The 26,304-nt window shown below is 70.8% G+C and carries 28 protein-coding genes and 1 other RNA gene; 17 read left to right on the top strand and 12 right to left on the bottom strand.

The genetic code is table 11. The features are described 5' to 3' along the window. Positions 1-20: 20 nt before the first annotated feature. A complete protein-coding gene (gene trpE / locus MKK58_RS02645; protein ID WP_243910622.1) occupies positions 21-1,574 on the bottom strand; it encodes an anthranilate synthase component I in 1,554 nt (517 codons plus the stop codon). A 7-nt stretch (positions 1,575-1,581) separates the two neighbouring features. Continuing rightward, positions 1,582-3,486, bottom strand: a complete 1,905-nt coding sequence (locus MKK58_RS02640) for a peptidylprolyl isomerase (protein WP_243910621.1) — start codon at positions 3,484-3,486, stop codon at positions 1,582-1,584. Positions 3,487-3,681: 195 nt separating this feature from the next. Between MKK58_RS02640 and tpiA the strand changes: the two genes are divergently transcribed. Beyond that, the gene (tpiA, locus tag MKK58_RS02635; RefSeq protein WP_243910620.1) at positions 3,682-4,446 is read left to right on the top strand and encodes a triose-phosphate isomerase; all 765 of its coding nucleotides are present in this window, start codon (positions 3,682-3,684) and stop codon (positions 4,444-4,446) included. Positions 4,447-4,466: 20 nt separating this feature from the next. After that, positions 4,467-5,234, top strand: a complete 768-nt coding sequence (locus MKK58_RS02630) for a GNAT family N-acetyltransferase (protein ID WP_243910619.1) — start codon at positions 4,467-4,469, stop codon at positions 5,232-5,234. Between the two features lie 5 nt (positions 5,235-5,239). Here the strand turns inward: MKK58_RS02630 and MKK58_RS02625 are convergent, their stop codons facing one another. Then, positions 5,240-5,695 (bottom strand): nuclear transport factor 2 family protein, encoded by a 456-nt coding sequence (locus MKK58_RS02625; RefSeq protein ID WP_243910618.1) that lies wholly within the window; start codon positions 5,693-5,695, stop codon positions 5,240-5,242. A 275-nt stretch (positions 5,696-5,970) separates the two neighbouring features. Here MKK58_RS02625 and secG point away from each other — a divergent pair, with 275 nt between their 5' ends. The 5 genes from secG (at position 5,971) to MKK58_RS02600 (ending at position 10,598) form a co-directional block, all read left to right on the top strand. Next, positions 5,971-6,393, top strand: coding sequence for a preprotein translocase subunit SecG (gene secG, locus MKK58_RS02620; protein ID WP_243910617.1), 423 nt, complete (start codon positions 5,971-5,973; stop codon positions 6,391-6,393). 267 nt (positions 6,394-6,660) lie between these two features. Next, positions 6,661-8,289: a CTP synthase gene (locus tag MKK58_RS02615; protein WP_243910616.1), complete on the top strand. Its 1,629-nt coding sequence runs from the start codon at positions 6,661-6,663 to the stop codon at positions 8,287-8,289. A gap of 18 nt (positions 8,290-8,307) precedes the next feature. After that, positions 8,308-8,706, top strand: coding sequence for a DUF350 domain-containing protein (locus MKK58_RS02610; RefSeq protein ID WP_243910615.1), 399 nt, complete (start codon positions 8,308-8,310; stop codon positions 8,704-8,706). A 93-nt stretch (positions 8,707-8,799) separates the two neighbouring features. Continuing rightward, positions 8,800-9,435, top strand: coding sequence for a DUF1190 domain-containing protein (locus tag MKK58_RS02605; RefSeq protein ID WP_243910654.1), 636 nt, complete (start codon positions 8,800-8,802; stop codon positions 9,433-9,435). Further along, entirely contained in the window at positions 9,435-10,598 is a 1,164-nt protein-coding gene (locus tag MKK58_RS02600) for a glutathionylspermidine synthase family protein (protein WP_243910614.1), read from the top strand. Before MKK58_RS02605 ends, MKK58_RS02600 begins: the two co-directional genes overlap by 1 nt. 8 nt (positions 10,599-10,606) lie before the next feature. Here the strand turns inward: MKK58_RS02600 and MKK58_RS02595 are convergent, their stop codons facing one another. After that, positions 10,607-10,840: a hypothetical protein gene (locus MKK58_RS02595; RefSeq protein WP_243910613.1), complete on the bottom strand. Its 234-nt coding sequence runs from the start codon at positions 10,838-10,840 to the stop codon at positions 10,607-10,609. Positions 10,841-11,019: 179 nt separating this feature from the next. Next, positions 11,020-11,925 (bottom strand): alpha/beta fold hydrolase, encoded by a 906-nt coding sequence (locus MKK58_RS02590; RefSeq protein ID WP_243910612.1) that lies wholly within the window; start codon positions 11,923-11,925, stop codon positions 11,020-11,022. 323 nt (positions 11,926-12,248) lie between these two features. Between MKK58_RS02590 and MKK58_RS02585 the strand changes: the two genes are divergently transcribed. From MKK58_RS02585 to MKK58_RS02575, 3 genes are read left to right on the top strand one after another with little or no spacing between them, the layout of a single operon-like run. Then, positions 12,249-12,701 (top strand): DNA polymerase III subunit chi, encoded by a 453-nt coding sequence (locus MKK58_RS02585; protein ID WP_243910653.1) that lies wholly within the window; start codon positions 12,249-12,251, stop codon positions 12,699-12,701. 41 nt (positions 12,702-12,742) lie between these two features. Continuing rightward, positions 12,743-14,296 carry a S10 family peptidase gene (locus MKK58_RS02580; protein ID WP_243910611.1) on the top strand — a complete coding sequence of 518 codons (1,554 nt, stop codon included), beginning with the start codon at positions 12,743-12,745 and terminating at the stop codon, positions 14,294-14,296. A gap of 12 nt (positions 14,297-14,308) precedes the next feature. Beyond that, positions 14,309-14,686 (top strand): hypothetical protein, encoded by a 378-nt coding sequence (locus MKK58_RS02575; RefSeq protein ID WP_243910610.1) that lies wholly within the window; start codon positions 14,309-14,311, stop codon positions 14,684-14,686. A gap of 7 nt (positions 14,687-14,693) precedes the next feature. Here MKK58_RS02575 and MKK58_RS02570 read toward each other — a convergent pair whose 3' ends face one another. From MKK58_RS02570 to MKK58_RS02540, 7 genes are all read right to left on the bottom strand, one after another. Further along, a complete protein-coding gene (locus MKK58_RS02570; protein WP_243910609.1) occupies positions 14,694-15,707 on the bottom strand; it encodes a peptidoglycan -binding protein in 1,014 nt (337 codons plus the stop codon). A 1-nt stretch (position 15,708) separates the two neighbouring features. Beyond that, a complete protein-coding gene (locus tag MKK58_RS02565) occupies positions 15,709-16,689 on the bottom strand; it encodes a MotA/TolQ/ExbB proton channel family protein (RefSeq protein ID WP_243910608.1) in 981 nt (326 codons plus the stop codon). 144 nt (positions 16,690-16,833) lie between these two features. Then, positions 16,834-17,655, bottom strand: coding sequence for a TIGR00282 family metallophosphoesterase (locus MKK58_RS02560; protein WP_243910607.1), 822 nt, complete (start codon positions 17,653-17,655; stop codon positions 16,834-16,836). Between the two features lie 27 nt (positions 17,656-17,682). Beyond that, positions 17,683-18,291, bottom strand: coding sequence for a 5-formyltetrahydrofolate cyclo-ligase (locus MKK58_RS02555; RefSeq protein WP_243910606.1), 609 nt, complete (start codon positions 18,289-18,291; stop codon positions 17,683-17,685). Beyond that, a non-coding RNA gene (ssrS, locus tag MKK58_RS02550) (6S RNA) lies at positions 18,281-18,438 on the bottom strand. The genes MKK58_RS02555 and ssrS overlap by 11 nt, the downstream gene beginning before the upstream one ends. A gap of 48 nt (positions 18,439-18,486) precedes the next feature. Beyond that, positions 18,487-18,846 (bottom strand): cell division protein ZapA, encoded by a 360-nt coding sequence (locus MKK58_RS02545; protein WP_243910605.1) that lies wholly within the window; start codon positions 18,844-18,846, stop codon positions 18,487-18,489. Positions 18,847-18,876: 30 nt separating this feature from the next. Next, positions 18,877-19,158: a DUF4164 domain-containing protein gene (locus tag MKK58_RS02540; RefSeq protein WP_243910604.1), complete on the bottom strand. Its 282-nt coding sequence runs from the start codon at positions 19,156-19,158 to the stop codon at positions 18,877-18,879. A 467-nt stretch (positions 19,159-19,625) separates the two neighbouring features. On the opposite strand from MKK58_RS02540, the gene gap reads away from it, so the two are divergent. From gap to MKK58_RS02505, 7 genes are all read left to right on the top strand, one after another. Beyond that, the gene (gene gap, locus MKK58_RS02535) at positions 19,626-20,633 is read left to right on the top strand and encodes a type I glyceraldehyde-3-phosphate dehydrogenase (RefSeq protein ID WP_056476152.1); all 1,008 of its coding nucleotides are present in this window, start codon (positions 19,626-19,628) and stop codon (positions 20,631-20,633) included. Between the two features lie 72 nt (positions 20,634-20,705). Continuing rightward, positions 20,706-21,197, top strand: a complete 492-nt coding sequence (locus MKK58_RS02530) for a hypothetical protein (RefSeq protein ID WP_243910603.1) — start codon at positions 20,706-20,708, stop codon at positions 21,195-21,197. 34 nt (positions 21,198-21,231) lie between these two features. Beyond that, a complete protein-coding gene (locus tag MKK58_RS02525; RefSeq protein ID WP_243910602.1) occupies positions 21,232-22,434 on the top strand; it encodes a phosphoglycerate kinase in 1,203 nt (400 codons plus the stop codon). 116 nt (positions 22,435-22,550) lie between these two features. Further along, the gene (fba, locus tag MKK58_RS02520) at positions 22,551-23,624 is read left to right on the top strand and encodes a class II fructose-bisphosphate aldolase (RefSeq protein WP_238277248.1); all 1,074 of its coding nucleotides are present in this window, start codon (positions 22,551-22,553) and stop codon (positions 23,622-23,624) included. A gap of 12 nt (positions 23,625-23,636) precedes the next feature. Further along, positions 23,637-24,293: a thiamine phosphate synthase gene (locus MKK58_RS02515; RefSeq protein ID WP_243910601.1), complete on the top strand. Its 657-nt coding sequence runs from the start codon at positions 23,637-23,639 to the stop codon at positions 24,291-24,293. After that, positions 24,290-25,330 (top strand): tetratricopeptide repeat protein, encoded by a 1,041-nt coding sequence (locus MKK58_RS02510; protein ID WP_409565171.1) that lies wholly within the window; start codon positions 24,290-24,292, stop codon positions 25,328-25,330. Before MKK58_RS02515 ends, MKK58_RS02510 begins: the two co-directional genes overlap by 4 nt. A gap of 146 nt (positions 25,331-25,476) precedes the next feature. Continuing rightward, on the top strand, positions 25,477-26,271 hold the full coding sequence (locus MKK58_RS02505) for an inositol monophosphatase family protein (RefSeq protein ID WP_243910600.1): 795 nt from the start codon (positions 25,477-25,479) through the stop codon (positions 26,269-26,271). Positions 26,272-26,304 lie beyond the last annotated feature (33 nt).

The following is a 26,304-nucleotide window of genomic DNA, read 5'->3' as shown; positions in this document are numbered from 1 at the left end:
CGCCGAACCGTCAACGGGCGTCACTGCCCCCGCCGGGCCCGGCTCGCGAACATCACCGCGTCCTCCGCCGCGCGGAACAGCGCCTTGGCCTTGTTGACGCATTCCTGCTGCTCGGAAACGGGATCGGAATCGTAGACGATGCCGGCCCCCGCCTGGACGTGCATGCGGCCGTCCTTCACCAGGGCGGTGCGCAGCACGATGCAGGTGTCCATCTCGCCACGCGCGCCGAAATACCCGATGCAGCCGCCGTAGGGCCCGCGCTTCTCGCGCTCCAGCTCGTCGATGATCTCCATGGCGCGCACCTTCGGCGCTCCCGAGACCGTGCCGGCCGGAAACCCGGCGGCGAGCGCCGCCAGGGCATCGTGCTTCGGGTCGAGGTCGCCCTCGACGTTGGACACGATGTGCATGACCTGGCTGTAGAACTCGAGGAAGAACGAGCCCGTGACCGTGACGCTGCCGATGCGCGCGACCCGGCCGACATCGTTGCGGCCGAGATCGAGCAGCATGAGGTGCTCGGAGCGCTCCTTCGGGTCGGCCAGCAGTTCCTCGGCGAGCGCCTTGTCCTCGGCCGGGTTCGCCCCGCGCCGGCGGGTGCCGGCGATGGGCCGGATGGTGACACGCCCGTCCCGCACCCGCACGAGGATCTCGGGCGAGGAGCAGACGAGCTGGAAATCCTCGAAGTCGAGGTAGCACAGGAACGGGGCCGGGTTCGTCCGCCGCAGGGAGCGGTAGAGGGCGAGGGCCGGCAGGGTGAAGGGGGCCTCGAAGCGCTGCGAGAGCACCACCTGGAACACGTCCCCGGCGACGATGTACTCCTTCGCCCGCGCCACCATGGCCAGGTATTCGTCGGGCGCCGTGTTCGAGACGGGCTCCGGATGCGCGATGGCGCGCGGGTCGATCCGCGCCTCGACGGGCAGGGGGCCTTCGAGGGCCTGGGCCACGGATTCGAGCCGCCCCAGGGCCGCTTCGTAGGCGGCCCGCGCGGAGAGGCCGGGCCCTGGGCGCACCGGGCCGACCACCGTGATGAGATCGCGCACGGAATCGAACACCACCATGACGCGCGGGCGCACCAGGATGGCGTCCGGTACCCCGAGGGGATCGGGGTTGGGCGTGCCCAGGGTCTCCATGGCCCGGACCATGTCGTAGCCCAGATAGCCGAACAGGCCGGCGGCCATGGGCGGCAGCGCATCGGTCTCCGCCTCGGCGCCGATGGCGCTCTCGGCGATCAGGGCGCGCAGGCTCGCCAGCGGCGGCGCGTCCTCGGGCGTGAACACTGACAGGTCGGCCCCGCGCGCGATCTCCGCCCGTCCGTCCCGGCAGCGCCAGGCGAGGTCGGGGTCGAGCCCGATCATCGAGTAGCGCCCCCGCACCACCCCGCCCTCGACGGATTCGAGCAGGAAGGCGGCGCCCGCATGAACGGCGCGCAGCTTCAGGAAGGCGGCGACCGGCGTCTCCAGGTCCGCCACCAGGGCGAGGTGGAGGAGGCTGGGACGGCCCGCCGCGTAGGCTTCCGCGAAAGACTCGAAGGCAGGGTCCCGAAAGGTGGAGTCGTGAAAGGCGGAGTCCTGGGTCATCGCCGGCTCAGTACTCGCCGCCGCCGATGGCCCGGCGGAAGGCCGCTTGGTTGACGTTGACGCCCACCGACGCCTGCACGTCGCCGATGTACTGGCCGAGCACGTCGTCCGCGATGGTGGGCTGGAAGCGCTTGATGATCGTCTCGTCCTCCGGCGAACCGGGCACGAAGGCCGGCATGGTCGCGGCGGTGACCTTGAACAGGGCGCGGCTCTCGCCCGCCTCGGCCGAGGCCGACTTGTCGACGGCCGTGGCGAAGACGCGGTTGACGACGTCCGTGCTGAGGTCGCCCTGCGCCTGGTTGCGGGCGAGATCGCTCAGGGTCTGGACGTTGAGCCCGGCCTCCGCCGCCACGGTCTCGACGGCCTCGCCCTTGTCGAGGCGCGCGGCGAGTTCCTTGGCCTTGGCGAGGAGGCGGCTCTGCGTCTCGGCGGTGCGCCAGCGGGCGACGACCTCGTCGCGCACCTCGGCGAGGGGCTTGTCGTGGGCCCGGTCGATGTTGGCGATGTCGTACCAGATGTAGCCGCCGTTCTTGGTGCGCAGGGGCTCGTTGTCGCCGCCCATCTCGGCCCGGAACAGGGCGGTCAGGGTGGTGTCGCGGTCGGGGATGCCCTCCACCGCGTTACCGGCGGGGTCGAGGCCCTGCGCGGTCACGGCGGGGATCGTGCGCAGGGGCAGGTCCCGCTCCTTGGCGATGTCGGCGAGCGGCTTGGTGTTGGCGCGCTGGTCCTCGATCGCGTCGTGCGCGGTGTCGATGCCGCTGGTGGCGCGCTCCAGCGCGATGGATTTGGCGATGTCGGCCGAGACCTCGGCCAGCGGCTTCACGGTCTCGGGCTGGATGGCGGTGACCCGCAGGAGCACGGTGCCGAAGCGGCCTTTCACGGGCTGGCTCACCCCGTCGAGGGGCAGCGCGAAGGCTGCGTCCGCCACGGCCGGATCGAACAGCTCGGCCTTCGACAGGGTGCCGAGGGAGAGGTTCTTGGCGTCGGCTCCGGTCTCGGCGGCCACGGCCTCGAAGGGCTTCTCGCCGGCCTCGATCGCCTTGCGGGCGGCGTCCGCGGCCGCCGCGTCCGGGAACACGATCTGCTGGATCGTCCGACGCTCGGGCGTGCCGTAGCGGGCCTTGTCCTTCTCGTAGCGGGCGGCGCTCTCCTCCGGCGTCACGGCCTCGGGCTTGGCGAGCGCCTGCGGGTCGAGGACCAGCAGGGTGACGGCGCGGGCTTCCGGCGCCCGGAACGCGAACTTGTTCTCCTCGTAATAGGCCTTCACCGCCTCCTCGGTCGGGGCGGGAATCTTGCCGGCCACGGAAGGCGGCAGCATCATCAGCGCCACGCTGCGTCGCTCGGTGGCGTAGCGGTGCACGGACTCGCGCAGGGCCTCGGGCACGTGCAGGTCGGCGGCCACCGCCTCCGCGAGCTGAAGCCTCGCGGCGACCGCGCGCTGCTCGCGCACGAAGGTGGCCTCGTTGATGCCGGCGCGCTGGAGGGTCTGGTAGAACAGGGTCGGGTCGAACTTGCCGTCCGCGCTCTGGAAGCTCTTCTCCTCCTGGATCGCCCGCAGCACGGCCGCGTCCGGGATGCTCAGGCCCAAAGCCGCGGTCTGCTGGTCGAGGGAGGCTTCGCTGACGAGCTGGGCCAGCACCTGCCGGTCGATCCCCAGCGCCCGGGCCTGATCCGGCGTGAGGGTGCGCCGCGTCTGGCTCTGGTAGCGCTGAAGCTGGTTCTGGTAAGCCGAACGCACGGTCTCCGCCGAGATCTGTGCCTTGCCCACGGTGGCGACGGTGTTCGACGAGCCCGCGCGGAAGAATTCCTCAACGCCGAAGATCGCCACCCCCGCGATGAGGAAGGTAAACACCACCGTTAGGATGATCTTGCCGAGCCAGTGCTGGCTGGCGCTGCGCATGTTCTGGAGCATCGAACGTCCGGGTACCCGTCGGGAGGCGCGGCCGCGCGCCCGTCACTCCGGGGTGGGCCGCAATCCTAAGGAAAGCCGCTCGCGATAGACCATCCGGGCTGTCATCGCAAAGGCCCCGTCCGGGTTTGCACCGCTCCGGCGCCTCTGTTAGGGGCGGCTCAGCCGCCAAGCGAAGCCATTGTGACGAGGGACGGGATGACGAAGTCGGGCCGACGGCCGCTGGTTGCGGGCAACTGGAAGATGAACGGCCTGCGCGCGTCGATCGCGGTGGTGGAGGCTGTGCGCAACGGCCTGACGGCGGAACTCGGCGAATCCACCGACGTCCTGATCTGCCCGCCCTCCACGCTGATCGCCTCCTGCGTCGCGGCGGCCTACGGCTCTCCGATCGCCATCGGCGGCCAGAACCTGCACGCCAAGCCGAGCGGTGCCTTCACGGGCAGCATCTCGGCGGAGATGCTCGCCGATCTCGGCGCCTCCTACGTCATCGTCGGGCATTCCGAGCGCCGGGCCTACCACCACGAGACCGATGACGGCGTCCACGCCAAGGCGCTCGCCGCCCGCCGCGCCGGCCTCTGCGGCATCATCTGCGTGGGCGAGACCAAGGAAGAGCGCGAGGAGGGCCGCACCCTCGACATCGTGCGCGCCCAGCTCGCCATCGGCGTGCCGAAGGGCGCATCCGCCCGGGACACGGTCATCGCCTACGAGCCGGTCTGGGCCATCGGCACCGGCCTGACCCCGACCCCGGCCGACATCGCCGAGGTCCACGCGAGCCTGCGCGAGATGCTCGGCCAGCTCATCGGCGCCGAGGCCCAGGCGGTGCGCATCCTCTACGGCGGCTCCGTGAAGCCCAGCAACGCCCGCGAGCTGATGGCCGTGGAGAACGTCGACGGCGCCCTGGTGGGTGGCGCCAGCCTCGTGGCCGAGGATTTCCTGGGCATCGCCCGCGCCTACCTGCGCTGATCCGCGAGGCGCGCATTGCCATGCCCTCGCGCGGCCCGGTCGCGGATGCGGATCTGTTCTGGACGGTGGAGGAGGCCTGCCTCAACGCGCGGCCATCCCCCGTGCAGGTCGGCCTCGGCGGCTGGACCCTGCGCGCGGCGGGCGGACCGACCCGTCGGACGAACTCCCTGAACCCCCTGCGCGGGCACCGCGACGATCCCGAGGCCGTGCTCGCCCAGGCCGAGGCGATCTACCGGGGGCTCGGCCGGCCCCTGATCGTACGCGTCCCCGATCTCGCGCCCGAGATGGACGCCCTGCTCGACCGGCTCGGCTACCGCGCCGAGGGGGAGACCTGCACGCTGTTCGCTGACCTGCCGCAACTCGACGGCGCACCGGCGGACGACGTCGCGGTTTTACCCGATCCGGATGCGGCCTGGTTCGCGGCCCAGGCGGCCTGCGAGGGGGTGACCGGCGCAGAGGCCCTGCGGACCTACCGCGCGTCCCTCGCCTGCCTCGTCCTGCCGCGGCTGTTCGTGCAGCGGCGCCACGCCGGTGCCACCGTCGCGGTCGCCTACGGAGTCCTGCATCGCGGTCTCCTCGTGCTGGAATCTGTGGCGACCCACCCGGCGCATCGCCGGGCCGGACACGCCCGCGCCCTCGTTCTGACCCTGATGGCCTGGGCCCGCCGGCAGGGCGCCACCGGGGCCTGTCTCCAGGTCGTCGCCGCGAATGGAGCGGCGCGCGCCCTCTACGGCGAGCTCGGCTTCACCCGTGACCTCTACGGCTACCGCTACCGGCGGCGGGACTGAACGCCTCAGAGCTTGAAGGCCTGGCGCGCCAGCAGCCGCCAGCGTCCGCCCTCGCGGTGCCAGACCTGAAGCACGCCGATATGCACCGGAACTGTCTTGCCGTTCGAGACGGTCTCGCCGTCGAAGACGTGCCGGACGATCGCGTCGTCGCCGACGATCGAGGCCTTGCGGTTCGACAGGGTGATGCTGGGGAAGCTCGAGCGCCGGCTCGCCAGGGCCTCGACGAAGGCGGCCTTGTCCTGCACGGCGCCGCTCGAATGCCCGTAGCTCAGGCCGTCGAGGACGAGGGCGTCGAGGGCCGTCCCGTCGGCGGCCAGGATCGCCCGCGTCAGGTCGTCCACCGCCGCCTCGACCTCGGCCTCCGGGGTAGCGGCGTACGAAGGCGCCGACGTCATCAGGCTGCCGGCGAGGAGGCCGGCCGCGAGGGCGGCGCGGAGCATCGGTCGGAATCTGGCGCTCATGGGGTTCCTCCGGGGCGGTGCCGGCATGCGCACCGCGCGTCGCCGCGCCCTTCACACGGAGCGTCGGCCTCGCCCGAGAACAGCACACTCGCGACCGATCCGCGAGATGCCGGGCCGCAGTGCGCCGGGCGATCCCGTGGTTGGCGCGGGCGGCCATCTGGTGTATGGCCCCGGACTTCCGTCGGCGGCGCCAGGACGCTCCGGCCCCTGGCGCACCCGTATCCGACCCGCTCGCGCGGGTTCGATGCGCGGATGGTGAAGATTCCGGAAGTCCGATGCAGACCGTTCTGATCTCGATCCACCTCATCGTCGTCCTCGGCCTCATCGCCGTGGTCTTGCTGCAGCGCTCCGAGGGCGGGCTGGGCTTGGGCGGCGGCAGCAGCGGTGGCGGCGTCGCGGGCTTCATGACCGGCCGTGGCCAGGCCAACGCGCTGACCCGCGCCACCGCGATCCTGGCGGCCCTGTTCTTCACGACCAGCATGACCCTCGCCGTAATGTCCCATCGCGGCGCGGCGCCCCGCTCGATCCTGGAAGGCACCGCCACCGGCCAGCCGGCGACGCAGCCCAACGCCGGCAACCTCCTCGACACCCTGCGCGGGCAGAGCGGCGGCGGCACGGCGCAGCCGGGCACGCCGGCCGAGGTCCCGGCGACGCAGCCGGCCCAGCCCGCCGTGCCGCAGGCACCGCAATCCCGCTGATCGACGTGCCCGCTGATCGACGCGCCCGCCGAGTGACGTGACAGCGCCGCAGCCCCGGCGCTTATCGGCGACGTAATCGCGTAAGCGTTGCGTTCGTGGGGCCAGCCTTCATCGATCTGAGACACGCGGCGTCCGAGCGATCGGGCGCCGCATAGCGTTCACGGCCATTCCCGAAAGACGTTTCCTGCCGCGCATGCGCCCGCATCGCGGGGGATAAGCGTTTTTGGGTTTGGCGAATCGTTCCCCCTTGTTTATGGACCGAGGCCCATGACGCGGTACGTTTTCATCACCGGCGGCGTGGTTTCCTCGCTCGGCAAGGGTCTCGCTTCCGCCGCCCTGGCGGCCCTCCTGCAGGCGCGCGGCTACAAGGTCCGCCTGCGCAAGCTCGACCCCTACCTCAACGTCGATCCGGGCACGATGAGCCCGACCCAGCACGGCGAGGTCTTCGTCACCGACGACGGCGCCGAGACCGACCTCGATCTCGGGCATTACGAGCGCTTCACCGGGCTGCCGGCGACGCGGGCCGACAACATCACCACCGGGCGGATCTACCTCGACATCATCACCAAGGAGCGGCGCGGAGATTATCTCGGCGCGACGATCCAGGTGATCCCGCACGTCACCAACGCGATCAAGGACTTCGTCCTCGAAGGCAACGACGCCTTCGATTTCGTGCTCGTCGAGATCGGTGGAACGGTCGGCGACATCGAGGGCCTGCCGTTCTTCGAGGCGATCCGCCAGCTCGGCCAGGAACTGCCGCGCGGCGCCACCGCCTTCGTGCACCTGACCCTGCTGCCCTACATCCCGTCCGCCGGCGAGCTGAAGACGAAGCCGACGCAGCACTCGGTCAAGGAGTTGCGCTCCATCGGCATCCAGCCGGACATGCTCCTCTGCCGCTGCGACCGGCCGATCCCGGCCGACGAGCGCCGCAAGCTCGGCCTGTTCTGCAACGTGCGCGAGACCGCCGTCATCGAGGCCCGCGACGTCGCCTCGATTTACGACGTACCACTCTCCTACCGCGAGGCCGGCCTCGACCGCGAGGTGCTCGCTCATTTCGATCTGCCCTCGCAGGACGAGCCCGATCTCACGCGCTGGCGCACCATCTCCGAGCGGGTCAAGAACCCGGAGGGCGAGGTCTCCATTGCCATCGTGGGTAAGTACACGGGCCTGAAGGACGCCTACAAGTCGCTCACCGAGGCGCTGACCCACGGCGGCATCGCCCACCGCGTCAAGGTGAACCTCGAATGGATCGAGGCCGAGGTCTTCGAGCGCGAGGACCCGGCGCCGTTCCTCGAAGGCATCCACGGCATCCTGGTGCCGGGTGGCTTCGGCCAGCGCGGCGCCGAGGGCAAGATCCGCGCGGCCCGCTACGCCCGCGAGCGCAAGATCCCGTATTTCGGCATCTGCTTCGGCATGCAGATGGCGGTGATCGAGGCCGCCCGCTCCCTGGCCGGCGTCGCGGACGCTAATTCCACCGAGTTCGGCGAGACCGCCGAGCCGGTGGTCGGCCTGCTCACCGAATGGCTGAAGGGCAACGAGCTGGAGCGTCGCGCTGCGGCCGGCGATCTCGGCGGCACCATGCGGCTTGGCGCTTACCAGGCCAGCCTGCGCCCGGGCACGAAGATCGCCGAAATCTACGGGACCACGGACATCTCCGAGCGTCACCGGCACCGTTACGAAGTCAACATGGCCTACCGCGAGGGCCTCGAGGCCAAGGGCCTGTGCTTCTCCGGCCTCTCGCCGGACGGGCTCCTGCCGGAGACCGTGGAGCATGTCGGGCATCCGTGGTTCATCGGCGTGCAGTTCCACCCCGAGTTGAAGTCACGGCCCTTCGAGCCGCACCCGCTCTTCAAGAGCTTCGTCGGCGCCGCGATGGTGCAGAGCCGGCTGGTCTGAGGCATCGGGGGGCTCCGCATGACGTCGATCGCGGGACTCGGTTCGTTCCTGGCCTATCTCGCCTTGGCCTTCGCCCTCGTGAGCGCCTACCTCGCCGTCTACCTGCAGGCGACGGGGCACCGTGAACTCACCCTGATCCGCGCCGATAACCGCGCGGCCGCCCTCGCCCTGGGCGGGAGCCTCGTCGGCTACACGCTGCCGCTGGCCGTCTCCATCCATAACGCGCAGTCGATCCTCGATTGCGCGATCTGGGGCCTCGTCGCCCTCGTCGTCCAGGTGGCGATCTATCTCGCGGTCCGTGCCCTGCTGCCCGATCTCTCCCGCCGCATCGAGGCCGGTGAGATGGCGGGCGCCACCTTGCTGGCGGCGGCGTCCCTGGCCGGCGGCATCCTCGATGCGGCGGCGATGACGTACTGACCCCTTACCGACGGCCAAGCTCGATCATAATTGTCGGTCGAGGTCGCGCGGCGTCGCGGCAGGGAGCGGGCCACTGAAGGGGCCCGGAACGTGATGTCTTCGCAGGACCGGAAGGACGGGACGGGGGGAACGGGCGGCTTCAAGCGCTCCGAGGCCGTGACCCTCGTGCTGCTCACCGGCGCGGGCGCGGCGGCGGTGGGTCTCGCCCGCATCGATCCTTCGCAGCAGATGGAGGACATCCGGATCTATCCGAATGCCGAGGCCTGCATCGCGGGTCGGGTCCGCACGGCGGTGGATTGCCGGATCGAGGATGACGTCGCCCGAACCGTGGCGGCCGCGCGCGCGCCCATCTATCGGTCGCGTGCCGAGTGCGAGGCGCAGCACGGCCTCGATGCATGCGAGGCGCGCGGCGTGGTCGCGGCGCCGGAGGCCGGGACCCTCTACGTGCCGCGGATGGTCGCCTACTTCGTCGGCGCGACGGCGGCGCAGAAGCTCGATCCGCAGCCGCTCTTCCCGACCGCCGGCGTGGTCTACGGCGTCCGCGCCGTCGCGCAGCCGGCGTACCGGACCACCTGGGGCTGTCCCGTGACGCCGACGACGGATGGCGGCAGCGTCGCCCGCGTTCCGGTTGCCACTGCCCGGCCGCCCCTCCTCAACGGTTTCGGCGCCACCGGCCGCTCCATCTGCGGGGACGAATCGTCCGCGTCGCATCATGGCGGCGGTGGCTGATGCGCCGCGTCCCCATCGGCGAGCGTCCCGATTGGCGCGAGGTGGCGGCCCGGAACGGGTTCCACTTCCACAGCCTGGACGGCGAGCCCTACTGGGACGAGAGCCACGCCTATGCCTTCACCCTCGCGGAGATCGAGGCGGACATCGAGGCGCCGAGCGCGGAGTTGCATGCGCTCTGTCTCGATTTCGTGGATCGGGCGGTGGGCGACGAGCGCATCCTCGCCAGCCTTCACATCCCCCGCCATGCCTGGGACGCTGTGCGTGCGAGTTGGCGCCGGCGCGATCCGTCGCTCTACGGACGCCTCGACTTCGCCTACGGGGGCACGGGGCCGGCCAAGCTCCTCGAATACAATGCCGACACTCCGACGGCCCTCTACGAGACCGGCGTGTTCCAGTGGCTCTGGTTGGAGGACCTGCTCGCGCGCGGAACCCTTCCGGCGGGATCGGACCAGTACAATGCGGTCCACGAGCGCCTGATCGCGCGCTTCCGGGCCCTGCCCGGCGACGGCTCCCTCGCGCTCACCGCCTATGCCGAAGCGCCCGAGGATCGCGGCACCGTTGCCTACCTGGAGGATTGCGCCCGCCAGGCGGGCCTCGATTGCCGCTTCCTCGACCTCTCGGAAATCGGCCTCGATGCCCTCGGCCGCTTCGTCGATGACCGGCGGGTCCCGATCGCGCGGCTCTTCAAGCTCTATCCCTGGGAATGGGCCTTCGCCGATGCCTTCGGACGGGAGATCGACGCAAGCGCCACCCGCTTCCTGGAGCCGCCCTGGAAGGCCGTTCTGTCGAACAAGGGCCTGCTCGCGCATCTCCACGCGATGGAGCCGCATCACCCGAACCTGCTGCCCACCTACTTCGATGGGGACCCGGCCGCCGGGAGTCTCGGGGCGAGCTACGTGCGAAAGCCGCTGTACTCGCGGGAGGGCGCGAACATCCTGATGGTGGAGAACGATCGCGTCGTGGTGCAGGACGCGGGGCCCTACGGGGCCGAGGGCCATGTGCGCCAGGCCCTGGCGCCGCTGCCCGATTTCGACGGGCGCCGGCCCCTGGTCGGGTCCTGGATCGTCGGCGACGTTCCCGCCGGCCTCTGCATCCGCGAGAGCGCGGGGCCCATTACCACGAACGCCGCCCTCTTCGTGCCGCACTACATCGCGGCGGTGTAGGCTCGGCGTCAGGCGGCCTGGGCGACCGGCTGGGGCGTCGCGTCCAGCGCGGGCGTGCGGGTCCCGAACAGCAGGGCTTGAAGAGCGCAGGGGCTGTGGACCCGGCCATCCGCATCGACGATCCGCACGTCGGACATCCCCGCGGTGAGGAGCGACAGGCTCTGGTCGAGTGCACCCAGCATCGAGCGATGCTGGAAGGCGAACTGACGAGCGGAGACGCGCGCGCGGACGGTGAAGCTCACGGGGTGGCATTCCTGATGCGGTCGGTTCCGGCGGGTCTGTCCCGGTCCGGTTCCGTGAAGGCGAGGGGAAATGTCCGGCGGGGACGCATGCGATCGCGCCGGGCCACCGGTGAGTGCACTGCAATAACGGCGAACGATTGACGAAGTGTTCGCCAAATCGGGCTTCGGCCGTGGAAAGATCAGGCTTTTTCGTGAAGCACCGCGAATGCGGCATCCAGAACGGCCTCGGGATGCTGGTGGTGCAGCATGTGGCCCGTCCGCGACAGGCCCCGGAACTGCGCGCCCGGCATATGCAGCGACGCCCGGTACCCGTGGCGCGGCGTGCTGACAACGAGGTCGGAATCACCGCCGAGGATCCGCACCGGAACACGGCAGGTCCGGTAGGCGAGGGCGCTGCGCACCAATCCCGCGCCGAGGGCGAGCGCATCCTCGCCCTCGACCACCAACTGAGCCGCGTGGCCGGCGAGCCCGAACGGGTAGGTCTGCGCATAGGCCGCCGGCATGGTCGCGGGCAGGAACATCGCGTTCCAGAGCAGCGGCAACAGCGCGGGGTCCGTCGAGCGCTCCAGAGCCTGCGAGAGCAGGCCGCCGCCGGGCGCCGCGCGGGGGCCGAAGAGCAGGTGCTCGATGCGGGGCTCGGGAAAGCAGATCGGCGCCAGGGCGACCGCCCCGGCGGTCGCATCGGGAAACTGCAGCGCGTAGGCCAGAGCCACCGCGCCCCCGAAGGAATGCCCCACCACCACCGGCGCGACGACGCCGAGCGCCTGCATGCCCGCGTGGATCAATTCGGCCTGCCGCCAAGGATCGGCATCGGCCGGTCCCCGGCGTCGGCTGAAGCCGTGCCCCGGCCGGTCGACCGCGATGACGCGGAAGTGACGGGCCAGCACCGGTACCGGCCCCAGCCACATGTCCTCCAGGGACATCAGCATCCCGTGGATCGCCAGGAGTGGTGGCCCGCTCCCCATCTCCGCATAGGCGAGGCTGCGTCCCTCGGTCAGCGCGATGGTCCGCCTCGGCACGAGGCGGGCCGACACGGCGGGGGAGACCGGTCCATTGGGACCGATGTCGAGGCCGGCCGCCATCATGGCGAACGACGGCCGTGGGGCGGCCGGTCGGCCTGGATCGCGCCGGTCTGGAAGAGTGGGTGCATCATCCATCTCGAAGCCCGGGCTGCCGCGACCGCGATGATCCGGGTCCGCATCGTCTTACGACATATCATCGAGCAGGCTTTCTCCCTTCGCGGCGCGGCAGCGATCGGCTCCCTGCCGTGAGGGTTACCTTCGGGATCGGCTCTGGTTCGCGATCCACCGGACCTGCGCGGATTTCACGCGCGGGCGAGGAGCCCGATCAGGTGCTCCGAGCGGTTCGGCCGCTGGCAATGGCCGGCATCGTGCCTACCTTGCGAAGCGTGACCGAGATCCTGTTCTACCACCTCCAGCAGCAGCCCCTCGAGAAGGTGCTGCCGAACCTCGTCGAGCGTTCCCTGGAACGCCAATGGCGCGCGGCGATCCAGGCCGCCAGCGAGGAGCGGCTCCAGGCGCTGGACGACCAGCTCTGGACCTACAGCGACGACAGTTTCCTGCCCCACGGCACGGACCGCGAGGCGGACGCCGCGAGCCAGCCCGTCGTGCTGACCCTCAAGGACACCAACCCGAACGCGGCCTCGATCCGCTTCCTCGTGGAAGGCGCCGACCTGCCGGCCGATGCCGGCAGCTACGCGCGCATCTGCGTGCTGTTCGACGGGACCGACCAGGACGCCCTGCTGCGCGCCCGCGAGCAGTGGAAGGAGGCCAAGGCCGGCGGGCACACCATCGCCTACTGGCAGCAGGACGAGGACGGGCGCTGGCAGAAGAAGGCCTGACGCCCCGGCCCGACCACCGGAACACGCCGAGAGGAATCGCCATGAGACGTTTCGCCATCGGCCTCGCGGCCCTGCTCCTCGTGGGCGCCCCCCTCCACGCCCAGCCGTCCCCCCACGGCGAGCGCCCGCCGGAGACGCGCCGGGCCGCCGAGCCGCGCGGCCCCGAGGGCCGCAAGCTCCCCGCCGATTCCGTGACGGAGCACAGCGTCACCCTGCCGGATGGACGCGTGCTCGCCTTCACCGCCCGGGCCGGGAGCCTGCCCCTCGTCGACGAGGCCGGCAAGCTCCAGGCCGAGATCGCCTTCATCGCCTACACGCGGAAGGGCGGGGATGGGGCCGGCAAGGCGGAGGCGTCGCGCCCCGTCACCTTCGCGTTGAACGGCGGCCCGGGGGCGGCCTCGGCCTACCTGAACATCGGCGCCATCGGGCCCTGGCGCCTGCCGGTGGAGGGCACGAGCATCAGTCCGTCCGCCCCGATCGGCCTGGTGCCGAACGACGGCACCTGGCTCGACTTCACCGACCTCGTCTTCCTCGATCCGGTCGGGACCGGCTACAGCCGCGCCGCCGACGGGGACGCCAAGCGCTACTGGAGCATCGACGCCGACGCCTCGGTGCTGTCCTCGGCCATCGCCCGCTGGCTGCGGGCCAACGACCGCATGGCGGCGCCGAAATTCTACGTCGGTGAGAGCTACGGCGGGTTCCGCGGGCCGCTGATCGCCGCGAAGCTCCAGGAGGAGATCGGCATCGGCCTGTCCGGGATGGTGCTGCTCTCGCCGGTGTTGGATTTCGCCTGGCTGCAGGCCCCCCGGACGACGCCCTGGGGCCACGTCATCAAGCTGCCCTCCTTCGCCGCCGCCGCCATCGAGCGGTCCGGGGGCACGCCGACGCGCCAGACCATGGCCGAGGCCGAGGCCTACGCCACCGGCGCCTACCTCGCAGACCTGCTCAAGGGGCCGTCCGACGAGGCCGCATTGGCGCGGCTCAGCGACAAGGTCGGGGCGCTCGCCGGGCTCGACCCCGGCTTCGTGCGCCGTCAGGCCGGACGCCTCTCGGGCCAGAGCGTCCAGCGCGAGATCGGCCGCGAGACCGGCCGGGTGGCGAGCGCCTACGATACCGGCGTCACCGGCTGGGACCCGGACCCGAACGCCGCCGCGTCGGGTTTCGACGATCCGCTGCTCACCGGGCTCCAGGCGCCGCTCACCAGCGCGATGATCGCGCTCTACAGCGAAAAGCTGAACTACCGGGTGCCGGACCTGCGCTACGAACTCCTCAACAACCAGGTGAACCGGGGCTGGACCTGGGGCAGCGGCCGCTCGGCGCCGGAGGCCCTCGGGGCCCTGCGCGGCGTGTTGGCGCTTGACGGCAACATGCGCGTCCTCGTCGCCCACGGCTACACCGACCTTGTCACGCCGTACTTCGCCTCGAAGCTGCTGATCGACCAGATGCCGGCCTTCGGCGGCGGCCGGCTCGAACTCGCCGTGTACCCCGGCGGCCACATGTTCTATTCCCGCCCGGATTCGCGCGCCGCCTTCCACCGGGATGCGGCCGCCCTCTACGCGGCCGCACTGGCCGCGCGGGGCGCTGCGCAGCGCTGAGGATTCGCGACCGTGACCGTTTTCAGAACTCCGCGCGGGCTGGTGTCGGCGGGCCTCCTCGCCCTCGGCCTCGCGGCCTGCACCAGCACAGAGACTCGTCCGCCGCCCTCGGCTCCCGTGGCGGTGACGCCGCCGCCCGCCGCCCCGACTTTCACGGGGCCGGTGGTGACGGGGGAGGGGACCTGTACGGGCCCGGCCCCGACGATGGCGGCCGCGATCGAGATTGGCATCGGCGAGTGCGATCTCGTCCGCCTCAAGGGCAAGCCGCCCACGGACGTGCTGGTGGGCGAGGGGCGCTCGGGCCGCGAGGTGCAGGTGCTCTACAACGAGCCCGGCGCCAAGGAATTGTACTTCTTCGTCAACAACCGCCTCGACCGGATCGTGAAATAGCGGCGCCTCAGCGCTCGGTGAGCTTCATCTCGATCCGGCGGTTGCGGGCATAGGCCTCCTCGGTGGTCCCGGCCTCGATGGGCTGGAACTCGCCGAAGGCGGCGGCGAGCAGGTGCTGGGGCGGGATGCCCTTGGTCACCATGGCCTGGACCACCGCGATGGCGCGGGCCGCCGAGAGCGCCCAGTTCGAGGGGAACTGCGCCGACGCGATCGGCCGCGCATCGGTGTGGCCGTCGATGCGCAGCACCCAGGGGATGTCGGCGGGGATCTGCTTGGCGAGGTCGAGGATCGCGCCGGCGATGCGGTCGAGCTCCGGCCCGGCCTCCGGTTTCAGGCTGGCGGAGCCTGCCGGAAACAGCACCTCCGATTGCAGGACGAAGCGGTCGCCGACGATGCGGATGTCCGGGCGGTTGCCCAGGATCTGGCGCAGGCGCCCGAAGAAGTCCGAGCGGTAGCGCGCCAGTTCCTGCACCTTCTGGGCGAGGGCGACGTTGAGGCGGCTGCCGAGATCGGCGATGCGGGCCTGACTCTCGCGGTCGCGGTTCTCGGAGGCCGCCAGCGCGTCCTCCAGGGCCGCGAGCTGCCGACGCATGGCCGCGATCTGCTCGTTGAGGAGGTCGATCTGCGAGGCGGCGCGCGCCGTGTTGGCGCGCTCGGCCGCCAGTTGCTTGTCGACCTCGCCCTGGCGCCCGGCCGAGCCCTGCGCCGCCTCGGCCTGCGCCTTCAGTCGGTCGCGATCGGCCTGTGCGCCGAGCAGGGTATTGCGCAGGGAGGAGGCCTGCTCCTCCTGGGTCTTGCGGGTGGAGCGCTCGAGGGCCAGCAGATCGGTGAGGTCGGCGATCTGGCGGTTGAGGCGCGTCAGAACCGAATCGCGCCCGCTGATTTCCTGGGACAGGAAGAACTGTCCGACTACGAAGATGGTGAGCAGAAAGACGACGGCGAGCAGCAGCGTCGCCAGGGCATCGACGTAGCCCGGCCAGACGTTGAGGCTCCGGTCGCGGCGGACGCGGGCGGAGGCCATCTCAGCCCCGCTCGCGGCCGAGGCGCTCGAGCACCTGCTTCAGCTCGCGCTCGCGGTTCGCCTGCGCCTCGACCCAGTCGCGGATCATCTGCTGCTCTGCCCGCATGTGCTGGACGAGGCCCTGGATACCCTCTGCGAGGTTGGTCATCGCCTGGGTGGCGACGCGTCCGTTTGCGCCTTCCGCCACCACGGCGGTCAGGCGGTCCACCGCCTCTTTCAGCTCGCGGGCGCTGGCCGGGTCCTGATGGGGCAGGGGCTTCGCCGCGACGGCGACCGCCCCTGCCGCCGGCAGATCGCCCGAGAGCAGCCAATCCTCCAGTTCGTTGTGGAAACGCGCATGGGCCTGGCCCGCCTGCAGGTCGAGGAAACCCACGATCAGCGAACTCGCCAGGCCGAACAGGGAGGCCGAGAAAGCGAGACCAATGCCCGAGAGCGGCACCGCGAGACCGTTCTTCAGTTCGTCGAACATCGCCGCCGCCTCGCCGCCGCCGCGCATGGTCCGGATCACCGAGCCGACCGCGCTCAGGGTGTCGATCAGGCCCCAGAAGGTGCCGAGCAGGCCAAGGAGGATGAGGAGGCCGGAGACGTAGCGCAGGATCTCGCGGCCCTCGTCGAGGCGCGCGGCCGCGGTGTCGAGGAAGGCGCGGCTGGTCGGCAGGGTGATCCCGTCGTGCCGTGCGGCGATGGCCGGCGCCAGGGGCGCCATCAGCGGCGGCGGCTTGCTCGGGCTTTCCCCCGCCGCCACGGCGTTGACGTAGGCGGTCTCGCGATAGAGCCGCACCACCTGCCCGAAGGCCAGCAGCACCGCGATGAGCAGCACGCCGAGGATGAGCCCGTTGAGGCCCGGATTGGCCAGGAAGGCCGGCGTCACCTGCCGGAACAGCACGAAGGCGAGGAAGCCGACCAGGATCAGGAAGACCAGCATCCGGATGAGGTAGATGCCCGGCTTGGCGATCGTCGCGGGTGCGGGTGGGGTCGCCATCGGCTCGGGCACACTCTCAACGCGGATACGGTTCGCCCGCGGGCGGTGCGCGTCGGGGCGCACGCGCGGCACATTGGAGGCAGGCTCGGCGGCGATCAAGTCGCGCGTGGCGTCGTCCCGTGAAAGCGTGTCCCGATGCGCCGGCTAATCCCAGTCGCGCGGCCACGTCTCCTCCAGATGCGGGCCGAGGCGCACTGCGGCCACGCTCCGCGCCAGCCCCGTCGCGTCGTCGGTCTCCACCGCGATTCCGCAGAGGGTGCCTTCCCCGGTCGCCGCTTCGAGCCGGGCACCGGGCGTCTTCTGCAGGAAGCGGCGGAGGGGCTCGTCCTTCTGTATGCCCAGGATCGAATCGTAGTCGCCGCACATGCCCGCGTCCGAGAGGTAGGCGGTGCCGCCAGGCAGGATGCGGTGGTCGGCGGTCGGCGTGTGGGTGTGGGTGCCGACCACGAGGCTCGCCCGGCCGTCGAGGAAATGGCCGAAGGCCTGCTTCTCGCTCGTGGCCTCCGCGTGCACGTCGACGATGACCGCGTCCGCCACCGCGCCCAGCGGGCAGGCGGACAGTTCCCGCTCGGCCGAGGCGAAGGGATCGTCCAGGGCATCCATGTAGAGGCGGCCCATGACGTTGAGCACGAGGACGCGCGCGCCCTTCTGGGTCTCGACGACGGTGGCGCCGCGGCCGGGGGTGCCGGGCGGATAGTTCGCCGGCCGCACGAGCCGCGTCTGGCGCTGGATGAAGACGAGGGCTTCACGCTGGTCGAAGGAGTGGTTGCCCAGCGTCACCGCATCGGCCCCAGCCTGTAGGAGTTCGTCACAGATGGCTTCCGTGAGTCCGAAGCCGCCGGCCGCGTTCTCGCCGTTGATCACCACGCAGTCGAGGCGCCAGCGCTCGCGCAAGGCCGGCAGCCGGTCCGAGATGGCGTGGCGGCCGGGGCGGCCCACCACGTCGCCGAGGAAGAGAAGTCGCATCGTGCAGGATTGCGTCCGTAGGAGTGGTCAGGTCCGCAGAAGCGGGACCGGTCCCGCCTCCGTGACGAGGTGGTCGAGGGGCTGGTCGTGCGGCTCGGCGGGAACCGTATCTACCGCCTGAACCGAGAAGGCGACGCCTATGGTGAGGACCGGACCGTTGCGCGAGAGCCGCGCGATCGCCTGATCGTAGTAGCCGCGGCCGTAGCCGATGCGGTGGCCACGCCGGTCGTAGGCCGCCAGCGGCACGATCAGGGCGGCGGGGTCGACGGGGGGCAGGTCGTCGTGCGGTTCGCTGAGGCCGAAGCGGCCCGCCACCAGGGCCTCGCCCTCGCGCCATTCCCGGAACACCAGCCCGTCGGGCGTCACCTTCGGCAGCGCCATCCGCTGCCCGCGCGCGAACATGAGCCGGGCCAGGGGGCGGGGATCGACCTCGCTGCGGATGGGCCAGAACGCGCCGACGATCGTGGCCTCGGCGAGCGCCCCGATGCCCATGACGGTCTCGGCGATGCGGGCCGAGCCCGCGATGCGCGCCTCCGGGGAGAGCCCGTCACGCCGGGCCAGGGCCTCGTTGCGGAGGGCCGCCTTCACGGCGGCGGTCGGCGGATCGGATGGAGGAGAATCTGAGTGCGGAGCCACGTGAGCCGTTGGAGTGTCGATCCCGGGAAACCTACAATGTAGGTGGGCGCCGTGTTGGCCAAGTCCAGGGACGAGGCCAGGGACAGCTCCCTGGGGAGTCGATAAGGCCCCGGGGAAAAGTACTCCTGACGGACCCGGCAGCCCCGCATCCGACATGTAGCGTCGCCCCGTGGCCTGCGCCAGGGGGATCGCCCCTCAGCCCGCCGAAATCGTGTGTGCCAGGCGCTCGATCCGGTCCGCGCAGCGGCGCAGGCCTTCCGCCAGGTGCGCCTCCTCGGCGGCGCGCGTCGCGTCGGCGCCGTCCACGATCGCGCGCAGCGCGGCCGTCTCCCGCTCCAGGGCGGCGAGGCGGCCCTGCGCCTCTTGCAACTCGTCGGCCTGCATCAGCGCCGCCATGACATGCAGGCGCATGTCGCCGATCTCGCCGAAGGCGCGGCGGATCTCGGTCACACGCGCGTCGAGGCCGCCGGCCAGCGCGGTGAGATGGGCCTCCTCGCCCTCGGCGCAGGCCATGCGGTAGTTCTTGCCGTCGATGGTGACGTTGATCTGGGGCATCGCGTGTCGGGCCGCTCGAAGAAGGCTGGCTTACCGGCTGCCGCGGGCGGGCGCCAGCACGCCCTCCACCGCCGCGATCGCCCGCCCAAGGCGCTCGCCGACATCCGCGGACGTCGCCTCCACCTCGACAAGGCGGGCGCTGGCCGCATCGAGCTCGGCCGCGAGCCGCGCCCGGTCCTCGCTCATCATGGCGAGTTCGGTCTCCAGGTCGCTCGGATCGCGCTCGGCCTCGAAGCGCTGGGCCACTGCACCCTCCAGGCGGCTCAGCACGGTCTCGAGACGCCGGAGGGCGTCGTCGATGGTCTCGCTCACGTATTGCTACCTCTCAACCGTGGATCACCCGCCCGGCCCGGCATCGCTTGAGGCGGGCGCCGGACTCCCGAATCTATCGCCGATCCCGGTTCGTCGCGAAACGCGAAAGGGGCCGCGCCGGTCACGACGCGTCCAAGGGCCGGGGTTATCCACCCTTCTGACCCGGGCGGTGACCTTTGCCAAGATTTGTCACCATGTTAGAGACCGCCCGCCCGCAGACCGGTTATACGGCGTCCCGTGACACGTTCAGGCCCTGGCAGATCCCCCGTGCGCGGTCGTTCCGCGCGGTTCGTCCGGCTTTCGGCGACGATCGGTGGGGTGTCGGCGGCGGCGGTTCATCCGTCGTTCAATCCGGAGTCGCACAGAGCGGGCGACGGATCGAGGCCTGCCCGCCGGGCGGCCTGCGACGATCAACAGGCTGGAGGGTGCCGCCGCGTCGGTGCCCGTTTTAGGGAAGGACTCACGCCGTGTCGGTGAAGGTTGCCATCAACGGGTTCGGACGCATCGGCCGCAACGTCCTGCGCGCCATCCACGAGGCCGGCCGCAAGGACATCGAGGTGGTGGCGATCAACGATCTCGGCCCCGTCGAGACCAACGCCCACCTCCTGCGCTTCGATTCGATCCACGGCCGCTTCAACGCCAAGGTCGAGGTGGACGGCGAGTTCATCGTGGTCGACGGTCAGCGCATCAAGGTCACCGCCGTGCGCAACCCGGCCGAGCTGCCGCACCGCGAACTCGGCGTCGACATCGCCCTCGAGTGCACCGGCATCTTCACCTCGAAGGACAAGGCCAAGGCCCACCTCGACGCCGGCGCCAAGCGCGTCATCGTCTCGGCGCCCGCCGACGGCGCGGACCTCACGGTGGTCTACGGCGTCAACCACGATAAGCTGACCGCCGACCACCTCGTCATCTCGAACGCCTCCTGCACCACCAACTGCCTCGTGCCGGTGGCCAAGGTGCTGAACGATCTCGTCGGGATCGAGCGCGGCTTCATGACGACGATCCACTCCTACACCAATGACCAGCCCTCGCTGGACCAGATGCACAAGGATCTCTACCGGGCCCGCGCCGCCGCGCTCTCGATGATCCCGACCTCCACGGGCGCGGCCAAGGCCGTCGGCCTCGTGCTGCCGGAGCTCAAGGGCAAGCTCGACGGCACCTCGATCCGCGTGCCGACCCCGAACGTCTCGGCCGTCGACCTCGTGTTCACGGCCAAGCGCCAGACCACGGTCGAGGAGATCAACAACGCGATCCGCGCCGCCGCCGACGGTCCGCTCAAGGGCGTGCTGGCCTATACCGACCAGCCCAACGTCTCCATCGACTTCAACCACGACCCCCACTCGTCGACCTTCCACCTCGACCAGACCAAGGTCATGGACGGCACCTTCGTGCGCATCCTGTCCTGGTACGACAACGAGTGGGGCTTCTCGAACCGCATGGCCGACACGGCGGTGGCGATGGGCAAGCTGCTCTGAGCCACCACGCGGAACTCTGACGGACCGAACCGCTCCCGAAGACCAAGCGAAGACCAGGATGGTGTGCCTGATATGACCGAGACCTCCCCCGCCGGAAGCGGCTTCATCCCAGGTGCATCGCCCCAGTCTCCGCCGGCCGCCGCGCCTGCGGTGGTCTCCTCCTCCGGACCTGCGGGCGCCCCTCCGGCCCCGGCGAACCCGCCCGTGGTCGTGGGCAAGGCCGAGACGCTGCCCGCCCCCGTCGCGGCTCCGGCGGGGGACCAGCTCGCCCGGATCGAGGACAAGTGCGCCCGGATCGAGGACAAGTACGCCCGCTCCGAGGCGCTGCTCTCGCGGGTGGAGGAGAAGGTGGAGGGCGCCGCCGCCCGCATGAACGAGGCCGCGCGCCAGAGCGACCTCTCGGCCCTGCGCAGCGAAGTCCGCGCCATCGCGGACCGCACGCGTGGTCTGCCGGGCTCCGGTGCGCTTGTTCTCACGGCCGTCATCACCGCCGTGCTGACGGTGGCGCTCACCATCGCGGCCCAGCGCTTCCACCTCGAATCCATGTTGCCCCCGCCGCGCTGATCGCGCCCGCAACCGACCGAACGTCCAGGCCCCGATGACCGCTTTCCGTACCCTCGACGATGCCGGCCCGCTCCAGGGCAAACGCGTGCTCCTGCGCGTGGACCTCAACGTGCCGATGGAAACTGGGCGCGTCACCGATGCCACCCGGATCGAGCGGATCGTGCCGACGATCCGCGAGATCGCCGACAAGGGCGGGCGCGTGGTTCTGCTGGCGCATTTCGGCCGCCCGAAGGGCAAGCCGGTGGCCTCCGAATCCCTGAAGCCGGTGGTCGGAACGCTGAGCGAGCATCTCGGCCGCCCCGTCGCCTTCGCGGAGGATTGCGTGGGGCCGGCGTCGGCAGACGCCGTCGCGGCCCTGAAGGACGGCGACGTGCTGCTCCTCGAGAACACCCGCTTCCACGCGGGCGAGGAAAAGAACGACCGCGCCTTTACCGAACAGCTCGCCGCCAACGGCGACCTCTACGTCAACGAGGCGTTCTCGGCGGCGCACCGGGCCCACGCCTCGACGGAGGGGCTCGCCCACCTGCTGCCCGCCTATGCGGGCCGCCTGATGCAGGCCGAACTCGACGCCCTGACCAAGGGCCTCGAATCCCCGGCCCGCCCCGTGATCGCCCTGGTGGGCGGCGCCAAGGTCTCCTCCAAGATCGACCTTCTCCAGAACCTCGTCGCCAAGGTCGACATGCTGGTGATCGGCGGCGGCATGGCCAACACCTTCCTGCACGCCCAGGGCAAGAGCGTCGGCAAGTCCCTCTGCGAGAAGGACCTCGCCGATACCGCCCTGCGCATCGTCGAGGCGGCCAAGGCTGCCCAATGCCGGATCATCCTGCCGGTGGACGCGGTCTCGGCCGCCGAGTTCAAGGCGAACGCCACGCACGAGACCGTGCCGGTCGACGCCGTGCCGGAGGGCGGCATGATCCTCGATGCCGGCCCTGCTTCCGTCGCCGAGATCAACGCCGCCATCGACGAGGCCGCGACCCTCGTCTGGAACGGGCCGCTGGGCGCCTTCGAGCTGACCCCGTTCGATGCCGCCACCGTGGCGGCGGCCCGGCACGCGGCCGAACGCACCAAGGCCGGCAAGCTCGTCTCGGTGGCGGGCGGCGGCGACACGGTCGCAGCCCTCAACCATGCGGGTGTCGGCGAAACCTTCTCCTACGTGTCCACCGCCGGCGGCGCCTTCCTCGAATGGCTGGAGGGCAAGGAACTGCCCGGCGTCGAGGCGTTGCGCGCGAAGGGCTGACCTCGCGGCGGGGCGCGGCCCCGCGCGCGGACGGCCGAGAGACCAAACGAACTGCGCCTCCCGGCGCGACGAGCTAGCGGACCGCCCGAGCGGTGGTCGATTGTGAGGAGAAACCCATGGCCCGCATCACCCTGAGGCAGCTCCTGGACCATGCCGCCGAGCATGAATACGGCGTGCCGGCATTCAACCTGAACAACATGGAGCAGGGGCTGGCCATCATGGCGGCGGCCGATGCCACCGATTCGCCGGTGATCCTCCAGGCCAGCAAGGGCGCGCGGGCCTACGCCAACGACATCGTGCTGGCCAAGCTCATCGACGGACTGGTGGAGATCTACCCCCACATCCCCGTCTGCATGCACCTCGACCACGGCAGCGACGAGGCCACCTGCGCCACGGCGATCCAGTACGGCTTCACCTCGGTGATGATGGACGGCTCGCTGAAGGCCGACGGCAAGACCCCGGCGGACTACGCCTACAATGTCGAGATCACCCGCAACGTCACCAAGATGGCCCACTGGGCCGGCGTCTCGGTGGAGGGCGAACTCGGCGTGCTCGGCTCCCTGGAGAGCGGCGAGGGTGAGGCCGAGGACGGCCACGGTTTCGAGGGCGTGCTTAGCCACGATCAGCTCCTCACCGATCCGGACGAGGCCGTGAAGTTCGTGGAGGCCACCAAGGTCGACGCCCTCGCGGTCGCCATGGGCACCTCGCACGGCGCCTACAAGTTCACGCGCAAGCCGGACGGCGACGTTCTAGCGATGAACGTGATCGAGGAGATCCACCGCCGCCTGCCCACCACCCACTTGGTGATGCACGGCTCCTCCTCGGTGCCGCAGGACCTGCAGGACATCATCAACCAGTACGGCGGCGAGATGAAGCCGACCTGGGGCGTGCCGGTCGAGGAGATCCAGCGCGGCATCAAGCACGGCGTGCGCAAGATCAACATCGACACCGACAACCGGATGGCGATGACCGGCCAGATCCGGAAGATCTTGGCCGAGAACAAGGCCGAGTTCGATCCGCGCAAGTACCTCAAGCCCGCCATGGAGGCGATGACCAAGCTCTGCCGTCAGCGCTTCGAGGAGTTCGGCACCGCCGGCCAGGGCTCCAAGATCCGACCGATCTCGGTCGCCGCCATGGCCAAGCGCTACGCCAACGGCTCCCTCGATCCCAAAATCGGCGCGGCGGGCTGAAGCGGAACCCTGATGTCGGAACCCCGTACCCGCCTCGCCCTGCTCAGCCCCCACCGGGTCGAGGCCGGTGACGCCGATACCCTCGGGGCGGGCATCGCGGCCGCCTGCGCGGCCGGCGACGTCGCGGCCGTGCTGCTGCGGCTCGCCCCGTCCGACGAGCGCAGCCTCGTCAATCTGGTCAAGCGCCTGGCGCCGGCCGCGCAAGCGGCGGGCGCGGCCGTGATCGTCGCCTGCGCGGGCTTTCCCGGGGACCTCGTCAGCGTCTCGGCGCGGGGCGGGGCCGATGGTGTCCATATCGACAAGCCGCGCGACGGCACCCTGCGCGAGCTGCGGGATCGGCTCGACGACGGACGCATCCTCGGGGCGGGCGGCCACGAGCAGCGCCACGCCGCGATGGAGGCCGGCGAGGCGGGCGTCGACTACGTGATGTTCGGCGGCCTCTACGCCGACGGCGTCGCGCCGGATGCCGAGACGGTCATCGAGCGCGCGACCTGGTGGACCGAAATCTTCGAGACGCCCTGCATCGCCGTGGCCCATGCGCCCGAGCAGGTCGGACCGATCCTGGCCACCCGGGCCGAGTTCCTCGGTCTGGAGAGCGCCCTTTGGCTGGGGGCGGACGTGGCCGGGATCCAGGCGCAGGTGACAGCCGCCGGGGAGGCGGATTCGTGAGGGTGCCGCGCGGGCTCCTCATCTTCGGGCCTGTCGCCCTGGCCCTCCTCACCTCGGGCGCGCTGGCGGCCACGACGCAATCGCCCGAGGCGGCCAAGCCGGTGACGCGGGAGGTGTTCAAGGCGCCCCTGAAGGAATTGCCGACGCCCTATACTCCGAGCGCCATGCGGATCGCGCCCCTGGTGGCCAAGCCCGGCGACAAGCCCGTCGACGCGGCCTTCGGAGCCTACCAGCGCGGCCAGTACACCACCGCGTTCCGCGAGGCGACGAAGCGGATCGCGGCCGATCCGAAGGACGCGGCGGCGATGACGCTGCTCGGCGAGCTCTACAACCAGGGGCTCGGCGTCAAGCAGGACCCGGTCAAGGCCGCCGAATGGTACCGCCTCGCCGCGGCCCAGGGCGACGTTCACGCCATGGCCTCCCTCGGGCTGATGTCCATCGACGGGCGTGGCGGCGCCAAGGACATGAAGGCCGGGCGCCAGTGGCTCGAGCAGGCCGCGGAGAAGGGCGACACCACCGCCGCCTACAACCTCGCCCTGATCCTGCTCGGTACCGGCACCGAGCCGGATCAGGCGCGGGCCGCGACCCTGTTCCGCAAGGCGGCCGAGGGCGAGATCGGGGCCGCCCAGCACGATCTCGGCGTGCTCTATCTCCAGGGGCGCGGCGTGCCCAAGGATGCGAGCCAGGCGGCGGAGTGGTTCCGGCGCGCGGCAGACAACGGCGATCTGGCCGGCGAAGTCGAGTTCGCCATCCTGCTCTTCAACGGCACCGGCCTGCCCAAGGACGAGGCGCGCGCCGCGCGCTACTTCCTGCACGCGGCCGCGCGCGGCAACGCGATCGCCCAGAACCGGGCCGCGCGCCTCTTCGTGGTGGGACGCGGCGTCCAGAAGAACGTCGTCGAGGCCGCGGCCTGGAACCTCGCGGCCTCCGCCCAAGGATTGTCCGACCCCTGGCTCGACGACAACCTGAAGAATCTGCCCGCCGAGGAGCGTCAGCGGGCCGAGGCCCTGGCCGCCGAGCGCGCCAACGTCAAATAGGCTCGCTCGGGTCAGACCCGCATTCGCGAGGGGTGAGCCGGCGCGCAAACGTGCTATGGCGGCGCGAATTCGTGCGCGACGCGGCGCGTTCCGCCTCGACGCTCTCGCAAACGGCGTTCTTTGAAACGGCTTGGACCTGAAGATCGATGATTAGTTCACCCCTCATGACCGTGATGGTCGATGCCGTCCGCAAGGCCGCCCGCGGCCTCAAGCGTGACTACGGCGAGATCGAGAACCTTCAGGTCTCCCGCAAGGGCCCGGGCAACTTCGTCTCGGCCGCCGACCGCAAGGCCGAGGAAGTGCTGCGCGACGCCCTGATGAAGGCGCGGCCCGGCTACGGACTGGTCTTGGAAGAGTCCGGAATCGTCGAGGGCGCGGACAAGAGCCACACTTGGCACGTCGACCCCCTCGACGGCACCACGAACTTCCTGCACGGCATCCCGCACTTCGCGATCTCGGTCGGCCTCGAACGGGAAGGCCAGATCGTGGCCGGGGTGGTCTACGATCCGGCCAAGGACGAGCTGTTCGTGGCCGAGCGCGGCAAGGGCGCCTATCTCAACAACCGCCGCCTGCGCGTGTCCGGCCGCACCGACATGGCCGACGCCCTGATCGCCTACGGCTCGCCCTATCTCGGGCGCGGCGACCATCCCAAGCTCCTGCGCGAGGTCGCGGCGGTGATGGCCGTGAGCGGCGGCGCCCGCCGCTTCGGCTCGGCCGCCCTCGACCTCGCCTACGTCGCCTGCGGCCGCTCCGACCTCTACTGGGAGCGCGACCTGCAGACCTGGGACATCGCGGCGGGCATCATCCTGGTGCGGGAGGCCGGCGGCTTCGTCACCAGCGCGGACGGAGGCGCCGAGCCCCTGGCGGCCCGCTCGGTCGCCTGCGGCAACGAGATCCTGCACGGCGAACTCGTCAAGATCCTGCGCCGCGCCAACGCCTGATCGCCCCGACCTCCCGAAACCCTCCTGAGAGGC

It is taken from the genome of Methylobacterium sp. J-078 (assembly GCF_022829285.1).
Taxonomy (GTDB): Bacteria; Pseudomonadota; Alphaproteobacteria; order Rhizobiales; family Beijerinckiaceae; genus Methylobacterium.
Note: the sequence above shows the minus strand (reverse complement) of the source record. Positions and strands in the feature narration are given on the sequence as shown.